This is a genomic window from Proteiniborus sp. DW1 (assembly GCF_900095305.1).
Lineage (GTDB): Bacteria > Bacillota > Clostridia > Tissierellales > Proteiniboraceae > Proteiniborus.
This window is the reverse complement of record NZ_FMDO01000025.1, coordinates 1-8,143: the sequence shown is the minus strand read 5'-3', so window position 1 is coordinate 8,143 and position 8,143 is coordinate 1. Positions and strand designations below refer to the sequence as shown.

5 protein-coding genes and 6 tRNA genes are annotated in these 8,143 nt (G+C 30.4%); all 11 read right to left on the bottom strand.

Going from position 1 to position 8,143, the window contains the following annotated elements:
* Positions 1-69: 69 nt before the first annotated feature.
* The 11 genes from DW1_RS05435 to DW1_RS05385 all read right to left on the bottom strand — a co-directional run bounded on the left by DW1_RS05435 (position 70) and on the right by DW1_RS05385 (position 8,133).
* Entirely contained in the window at positions 70-1,485 is a 1,416-nt protein-coding gene (locus DW1_RS05435; protein ID WP_074349601.1) for an S-layer homology domain-containing protein, read from the bottom strand.
* Positions 1,486-1,507: 22 nt separating this feature from the next.
* Positions 1,508-3,673, bottom strand: a complete 2,166-nt coding sequence (locus DW1_RS05430) for an Eco57I restriction-modification methylase domain-containing protein (RefSeq protein WP_143474365.1) — start codon at positions 3,671-3,673, stop codon at positions 1,508-1,510.
* Positions 3,674-3,698: 25 nt separating this feature from the next.
* Positions 3,699-4,709, bottom strand: coding sequence for a ribonuclease H-like domain-containing protein (locus DW1_RS05425; protein WP_074349600.1), 1,011 nt, complete (start codon positions 4,707-4,709; stop codon positions 3,699-3,701).
* A 150-nt stretch (positions 4,710-4,859) separates the two neighbouring features.
* Positions 4,860-6,515 carry a sensor histidine kinase gene (locus DW1_RS05420; RefSeq protein WP_074349599.1) on the bottom strand — a complete coding sequence of 552 codons (1,656 nt, stop codon included), beginning with the start codon at positions 6,513-6,515 and terminating at the stop codon, positions 4,860-4,862.
* Position 6,516: 1 nt separating this feature from the next.
* A complete protein-coding gene (locus tag DW1_RS05415) occupies positions 6,517-7,185 on the bottom strand; it encodes a response regulator transcription factor (protein ID WP_347499705.1) in 669 nt (222 codons plus the stop codon).
* A gap of 332 nt (positions 7,186-7,517) precedes the next feature.
* Positions 7,518-7,593 (bottom strand) — tRNA-Phe (locus DW1_RS05410).
* 4 nt (positions 7,594-7,597) lie between these two features.
* A tRNA-Ile gene (locus DW1_RS05405) sits at positions 7,598-7,674 on the bottom strand.
* Positions 7,675-7,706: 32 nt separating this feature from the next.
* Positions 7,707-7,783 (bottom strand) — tRNA-Ile (locus DW1_RS05400).
* 12 nt (positions 7,784-7,795) lie between these two features.
* Positions 7,796-7,872 (bottom strand) — tRNA-Pro (locus tag DW1_RS05395).
* Positions 7,873-7,908: 36 nt separating this feature from the next.
* Positions 7,909-7,982 (bottom strand) — tRNA-Trp (locus DW1_RS05390).
* A gap of 74 nt (positions 7,983-8,056) precedes the next feature.
* Positions 8,057-8,133: transfer RNA gene (locus tag DW1_RS05385), tRNA-Ile, on the bottom strand.
* Between the last annotated feature and the right edge of the window lie 10 nt (positions 8,134-8,143).

Below are 8,143 nucleotides of genomic sequence, written 5' to 3'. Positions count from 1 at the left end.
CCTCCAAAAGTTGACTTTAGTATTTTAATTACTTTGTCGACTTTGGAGGTATCTATTTATATATGAATTTTAGTTAATTTGTTTCAATCTAAGAACTTCTTTTAAAGCTCCAATAAACTGTTCATCAAATTTTCTGCTATTAACTTTATAGGATTCTGAACTTTTGATTTGTTCCCATCCCTCTCTTAGAACATTTTCTGCTTCGTTATATTTATTTGATGTAATAAGTATGTGACCATAGTTCATTAGTTGTAGCATTCTAATACTAGGATCAGAGCTATTAATATTTTCATACAGTTTTATTGCCTCATTAGCATTCCCTGCAATCATATAAGCCTTAGATCTCATAAATAATGCATTATTACTGGCCTTTTCACTTGTTGCTGAGTTTTCCCATTGCTCTAAAGCTTTTAAGGTTAAATCTGTATCTTTTACTAAGTTAAAAATTTTTTGAAAAATAAGTAATAGTTCATCATCACTTATAGAAGCACCATTTAGATATGAGTATAATATATCTTCTGCTAGCTGTGTTTTATCGTTATAGATTTTACTTTCAGACTCAATTAAATAGTAGTTAACCCCAATAACATTACTATAATCGTTTTTCTTTAATTCCTCTATAGTTCTTATAGGATCTGAATCATATAAGTGTTGCTCTTCAAAAGGTATAATACCAACTAAAGACTTGTATTCAAGCGTTTCAATTGCTCTTTTATAAAGCAAATCATTAGTGTCAAGTTTTCTACTTACATAGTCTCCAAACAAAGGATAAACCAAAAAGGTGTTATCACTTTCTATAAGCTTTATATCTCCAAGATAGGATTTCTTATGGTATTCCATATCTTTATACAATCTTTTAATAATAGTAACTGTCTCTGCTCTAGTAATATTACTTTTTGGTCTAAATGTGCCATCCGGATTACCAAAAATAATTTTATTTCTAGCTAGTGCTGTGATTTGGTCAATATACTTATAGTCCGTATCTATATCAGTAAAACTAATATCTCTTAATTCTACTGGTGTAGATGTAAAAAAATAGGTTAAAGCTGCTGCTTCTTCTCTAGTTATTTTTTCATTAGGAAAAAAATTGTCTCCAGGAAATATGTCTTTAAATTTAACATAGCTGTTTTCATTATCTACAAACGATTTAATCTTAGATATGTGGTCATATGCCCAAAAGCTTTTCTCCACATCTTTATATGCAAGCCAATCTCCCATTGGCAGTTGGTCATTGATCATTCCTTGCTTTTTTGCTGTTCTGTATAATAAAGACACATATTCAGCTCTACTTATATTGCCATCAGGCTTAAATGTGCCATCTTCATATCCATTTAACAGCTTCGTAGTATTAGCTCCCCACATTATAGCATCTTCAGCCCAATGCCCAAAAACATCATAAAAGTAGATCCTTGCATGTGTTATATTTATGCTAAATAGTAATAATAAGCATGTAAATATTGTAATTATTATTTTCTTTATTTTCATGAAATCCCCCCTGTAAGTTTTTTTATAATGATTTTACAAATTTTCTTATGATATCAATTTCATTTTTATTTAGCTTATATATTTTAAAAAAATAGTCATTTAGATATTCAATTTCTTTTTTTATTTCATTGTTTCTATATTTAACGTCATTATTGAGTTCTTTGTTCCCTTTATTATTCTCAGTCTGGAAAGAATCATTATATAATTTCATTATTTTTTTTACCTTATTTTCTATTACATTTCTTTCTGTTCCTAGCTTAATCTTTAATGTCATCAACTTATTAGGATAGTACTCATACATACCTTCATTCAGCTTCTTAGCAACTGATTTAAAATAATATTCAAATAACGATGAATTCAAAAACGCCAATAAGTATTCTAACGATATTTCATTTTTGAAATTATCTTTTAAACTTAGTATGTAAACATCTGCACTGCAGCACATTTCTCTATACTCTATTGTAAATTCATTTGTTGATGCCTTATAAGGAAATAGAATTTTAGGCTGCTTAAAGATTTCAATATTTCTTCCCCACTGTAGCTCATACCACCGTCGTGTGCCTGCTAAACATTCTCTTCTTTTCTCAAGCCTATATCTGTAAGGTGATATGTGCTTTTCAGTTCGTTCATAAGCATTTAAATCCTCAATTAGGTTTGTGTATAAAATATATCTTTTACTTTTAATACTTCTATATTTTCTCACTTCACTATTTTTTACCCAAGGTTTACAGATATCTTTCTCAAGCATATCTTTTTCAATTGTGTTTTCGTCTACTATAAATGCCTTATCACAGCCAGTTATTATCCCTTGATTGCATATACATATCTGGTCTAAAAAGTATTCTCCTTGAGTATCTATTTTAGCAAATAATTCTCTTTCCTCTTCTTTTACAAGAAGCCATCCACTATCCTGTAAATCATCTTGAAAAGAGTAGTATTTCTCAAAATCTTTATTGAGTTCTAGCTTTGTTTTTTTCGAAGACAAATTGTCTTTGTCTCTATAAACTAATATCTCTTCATTGCTTGACTTAGTTTTTACAGCTTTTAAAATAACTGGGCTAATACCTATCCCCTTGAATATATTTCTTCCATAGAAATCTAGAATCTCTTCTATTTTATAATTACTTTTCAAAAACTTTCTCAGACCTTTAGCTGAAGGTGCTTCTAAGAAATACCTTGATGTAATGTAGATTAGCTTGCTATTATCTTTAAGTAATTGATAACCTTTTTTGAAAAAGCAGTAAGAAATATCTGCTTTATCCATATAAACGTCATAATACTCACATTGAAGCTTTTTTCTGTATTCCTTGTTAATGTTTTTATGACCTATATAAGGTGGATTACCAATAACCAAGTCATATTTTTCTTTATTACTTTCTTCTAACATAGATTCTTCTTGAAAGTTAAATAAATTATAATCTTTTTCTAAAAGTATGTCCTTATTAAATATGTTAGTTTGGATATGATTCTTAATATTTCCCTTTAGAATTAAAGATACTTTAGTCATAAATACAGCAAAAGGGTCTATATCAAACCCTGTAAGGTTATTTTTCAAAATAAAAAAGTGGCTTCCTTCCTTCAACTCATTTTCAAGCTCAGGATATCTTCTAATAATTTCTGAATAATTTTTTTCAAATATTTGTTTAATTTTATCATAAGCACCTAATAAGAAATAACCGGCACCACAGGCTGGATCAATTACACTAAAATAGGGATTTTCAGTAATCGCTTCCTCAGATATGCCTAATGAAATCATGTGATTTACTATATACTCTGGAGTATAAACCTGTCCTAATAATTTTCTATGCTTATTAGTAATAAAAGCCTCGTATAGCTCTCCTAGTGAGATTTTTTCTAATTTGTCTATATCTAGACTTTTAAGTATTTTTATAATATCAGCTTTAAATTCGTCATCAAGTAACAAACAGTCTACAAACAATTCTTCTGCCTTAAAAATATTTGACGATATCTTCGAAAAAATCACTTCAACTGTTTCTAAGCTAATTTTATCGGCTTGTAATTTTTCATTTTCTTTTAGATACTTTATACTTAATACAGATTTCCCAATATAATACAAAATGCTTTTAACTCCCATATTGTAATTTGATAATTGTTCTTTATCTATTTTATCTAATGCTTCCTTTGCAATTTTTCTTATTTCATGTATATATTCGCTTTTACTCCACATGTATTTTCCTCTTTTCAATTATATTTCAATTAATTATTTTAAACTCTTGCCAAATACATCTTGCTAATAACTCAATATTATCTACCACAAAATTTCCATTATGTTTAAGTATTATTATATTATCTGGTAAATTGTAATTCTTTTTATTAACCTCACCAATGTTTATATTAAATTTCCTTGAATCAAAATACATACATTTACTTCCATCTGATAACTTTCCATCTTTAATCTCTAGTCCAATTTGGAATATCCCTGTTTGTGGATACCATTTAAAAGTATATGTGGTACCATAATGCACTTCATCTTCAAACTTCGAAGTATCAGTAGTTCCTTCAATATACAAAATATTTCCCTTATGATTAATGTTCTCAACATCAATAGATATATTAATAATATGATTTAAAAAATCAATACTAAATTTAATAACACTTTTATCTTCAATAATATCAAAAATCTTTAATATTTTGGGCAGATTGTATATATCTTCATAGTTATGTCTTAGAATAATCTCTTTAATATTATTGTTTTTTGAATTGACATACTCGCTATATAGTTCTACACTTTCTTTACCACTTATAGTATCTTCTCTATTTATATCTAAGGCTTTTTCTATGCTTTTAAGATTACACTTTTCTAAGCCTAACAGATCTTTCTTACTCCTAATAACCTTTAGGATATCGAGACTTAGTTTTTTATCTATTTCATAGCCAATATTATTTTCTTGGAGTCTTGAATTTATAAAAGGTATATCAAAGGCATCTCCATTAAAAGATATTATTGCATCAAAGTCTACTATATAGTTAATAAATCTACGTAGTAGATTATGTTCGTCTTTCTTATTGTCTGCAAATAGTTGTATCACTTCTATTTTTGAGTTTTCAGCATATAGAATTCCAATTAAAATTATATAGTTATATTTTCTGCTAAATCCAGTAGTTTCAATATCAATAAAGCAGAACTTTTTATCTGATAACTCTCTCTTAAGAGAGTTTGGAATATCAATTTGCTCATCTAAGGTATGTCTAATAACTTCCATATAAATCTTCCTTTCCATTTGTACAATAAGTAGAACTTTTAAGCATTTTAGTAAATTATATCAAATAATTAAAGTGGATTCCATGTAACTATAGTATTAATAGATAGTTTCACAAAAACTAAATACTACCTAACTGATTGAAGAAATCAGTTAGGTAGTAAATATGACTGTAATTTTCGTTCCAACATTAACTTCACTGCTTAGAGTTATTTTTGCATTATGCTGTTGCACAATATGCTTCACAATAGATAATCCCAACCCTGTTCCGCCAGTAGCTTTACTTCGGCTCCTATCTACACGATAAAATCTTTCAAATATACGTGATTGATGTTCCTCTGGAATTCCTATGCCTGTATCCTCTACTGATAATATAGTACTTTTATCTTTAGATTTCACAGTTACAGTTACAGTACCATTAGGTTTATTATATCTAATGGCATTATCACAAAGGTTATAGATAAGCTCTTCTATCATGTTCCTATCAACAAGTACTTTACATGATTCGCCTGAAACCTTCATTTTTACATTCTTTTTTTGTGCAGGTATAGTAAGCATATTTTCGCATTCTATTGCTATCTCTAGTAAATCTACATACTCAAGCTGCAAATCAGTCTTAGGCTCTTCTAATTCAGATAGTTTTATTATGTCGTTTATAAGGAATATCAGCCTAGTAGCTTCACTACGTATTTTTGTAGCAAAGCCCTTAATGTCTTCTTTTCTTGCAATATCATTTTCAATTAGCTCAGCATATCCAGAAATAGTAGTAAGAGGTGTTTTTAGTTCATGAGATACATTGGCTGTAAATTCTCTTCTTATTTTTTCACTTTCTTTTTTTGCCGTAACATCTAAAAGAATACACATAACGCCTATAATTTTATCCTTTTCATAAACAGGATTAGAAAAAATCTGTATATACCTGCTATTAATAAAAATATCTGTCGATATACTTTCACCTTTAACTGCATAATCAATACTGTTGTTTAACATCTCATTTCTTGACAGATATAAAATATTCTTACCTAAATAATCTGTATCTTTTGCATAGAGTAAACGAATAGCACTATGGTTAATTGACAATATAATCTTGTCTGTATTTAGTAATAAAAAACCCTCAGACATGTTTTCTATTATCAATTGAATTTTATTTTTTTCCTGCTCTATATGTTCAATTTGCTTTAAAATATGTATGTTTTGTTCTCTAATTTTTTTGGTAAATGGAATCAACTCATCATAAGCTACACTATTGTCCAGCGTGTTAATATTATCAACCATTTTTTCAATGGGCCTGATAATACGATCAGTTAAAGCATTAGAAAGCAAAAGACATAATAGAAAAACCATAGCTCCTATACTTATAATAATTGGAAAAACTCCAAGGAATAAGCTCCAAATGCTATGGATTTGCTTTGAAATACGTAAGATATTGCCATCTTCTAATAAAATAGCATAGTAAATTGTATCGTCAGCTAAAGTGTTTGAATAACGAATTGCTTCACCTACACCTTTTTTCTGAGCATCCATTATTTCAGGACGATTTTTGTGGTTATCCATTTTACTGGCATCCGTACTGGTGTCATATATAACTTTACCCGCAGGTTCAATAAATGTAACTCTTATTTCTAATTCAGGAATAATATTTTGTTTATCAAGTATATAATTTTGCTCTAATAATTGTCCATAATTCCTTAACTCCTTTTGAGTTTGTTGCTTAATGAGACCATAATATACTAGCATAGTAAGTATAGCAGTAAGCAAAATAGATATTCCACCTACAAGGTACAAATTAAGTTTAATTCTCTTTCTCATATCAGTCCCCTATTTTATATCCAACATTTCGGACAGTTTTAATAAGTTTTCCGCTTAAACCAAGCTTTTGACGTAATGTTTTTATGTGCATATCAACTGTTCTGCTTTCTCCCTGAAAGTCAAAGCCCCATACTTGTTCCATTATTCTTTCTCTTGACAAGACTATCCCCTGATTTTGCAACAAATACTTCAGTAGTTCAAATTCTTTAAATGTTAATTCACACCTTTCACCTTCTACTGTCACCCTATGTCTTTCAGCATCAAGTGTTATATTTCCAAAGCTAAATATATTTGAATTATTTGCTTGATTAGTTCTTCTTAATAGAGCTTTAACTCGAGAAATCAATTCCATAATACCAAAAGGCTTAGTTATATAGTCATCAGCTCCTGAATCTAACCCCTTTACTTTATCTAATTCAGTGCTCTTAGCTGTTATCATAATTATTGGAAGATCTTTTGTTTTTTCTTGATTTCGTAGATTTCTTAGAATATCTAGCCCATCTTCATCAGGCAGCATAATATCCAACAAAACTAAATCTGGTAATTGTTCAATACATGCTGCATAAAAATCTGAGCTGGTCTCAAAGGATTTAACTGAATAACCACTACTTTCCAATGCGTAGCACTCTAATTCGCGTATATTCTTATCATCCTCTACAATATAAATCATCATTATTTCCTTTCATTTTATTTTTTTGCTATAAAGATGTAAGTATCCTATACCATTAGTCATTAAATTTCTTTAATTCAAAATATCTGTTACTTTTTATTCGCATATATATGTTGACTAAATCTTATTCCTATATAATTATAGTATAATATCTTTAGAACTTAAGTACAAGAACTTCAATCTATTGTCATAATAGTGCCTAGGGCCCCTTTAAATACCCCCCCCATTACTATTAACAAAGAGCCCAAAGAGCCTGCAAAACTATTGACAAAGAGCCCAAAAAACAGTATAAGCGAGATAATATTATCTCGCTTATACTTCATATGGTGATATGGTGCCCAGAGGCGGAATCGAACCACCGACACGGGGATTTTCAGTCCCCTGCTCTACCTACTGAGCTATCTGGGCATAATGGTGGGCCTTCAGGGACTCGAACCCCGGACCTGCCGGTTATGAGCCGGACGCTCTAACCAACTGAGCTAAAGGCCCTTAAAAATTCTACAATAAAATTAAATATTTGATGGTGGGCCTGGGTGGACTCGAACCACCGACCTCACGCTTATCAGGCGTGCGCTCTAACCACCTGAGCTACAAGCCCATCATTTTTTACTGGTCGGGGTGGAGGGACTCGAACCCCCGGCCCCATGGTCCCAAACCACGTGCGCTACCAAACTGCGCTACACCCCGAACATTGTAATATATCATTGTAAAATTTTATGAAATTGGCAGGGGTGGAGGGAATCGAACCCCCACTAATGGTTTTGGAGACCACTGTGATACCACTTCACCACACCCCTGTATTTTAGATAAAATCATAGTTTTGAATACTACACTCTAACAATTTAAATATGATTCTAATCTTATTATTTAATGGTGGGCCTTCAGGGACTCGAACCCCGGACCTGCCGGTTATGAGCCGGACGCTCTAACCAACTGAGCTAAAGGCCCCTACTAAAAA

Coding starts and splice junctions, on each gene's coding strand:
- DW1_RS05435 (WP_074349601.1), bottom strand. CDS start 1,485: ATGAAAATAAAGAAAATAATAATTACAATATTTACATGCTTATTATTA.
- DW1_RS05430 (WP_143474365.1), bottom strand. CDS start 3,673: ATGTGGAGTAAAAGCGAATATATACATGAAATAAGAAAAATTGCAAAG.
- DW1_RS05425 (WP_074349600.1), bottom strand. CDS start 4,709: ATGGAAGTTATTAGACATACCTTAGATGAGCAAATTGATATTCCAAAC.
- DW1_RS05420 (WP_074349599.1), bottom strand. CDS start 6,515: ATGAGAAAGAGAATTAAACTTAATTTGTACCTTGTAGGTGGAATATCT.
- DW1_RS05415 (WP_347499705.1), bottom strand. CDS start 7,185: ATGATTTATATTGTAGAGGATGATAAGAATATACGCGAATTAGAGTGC.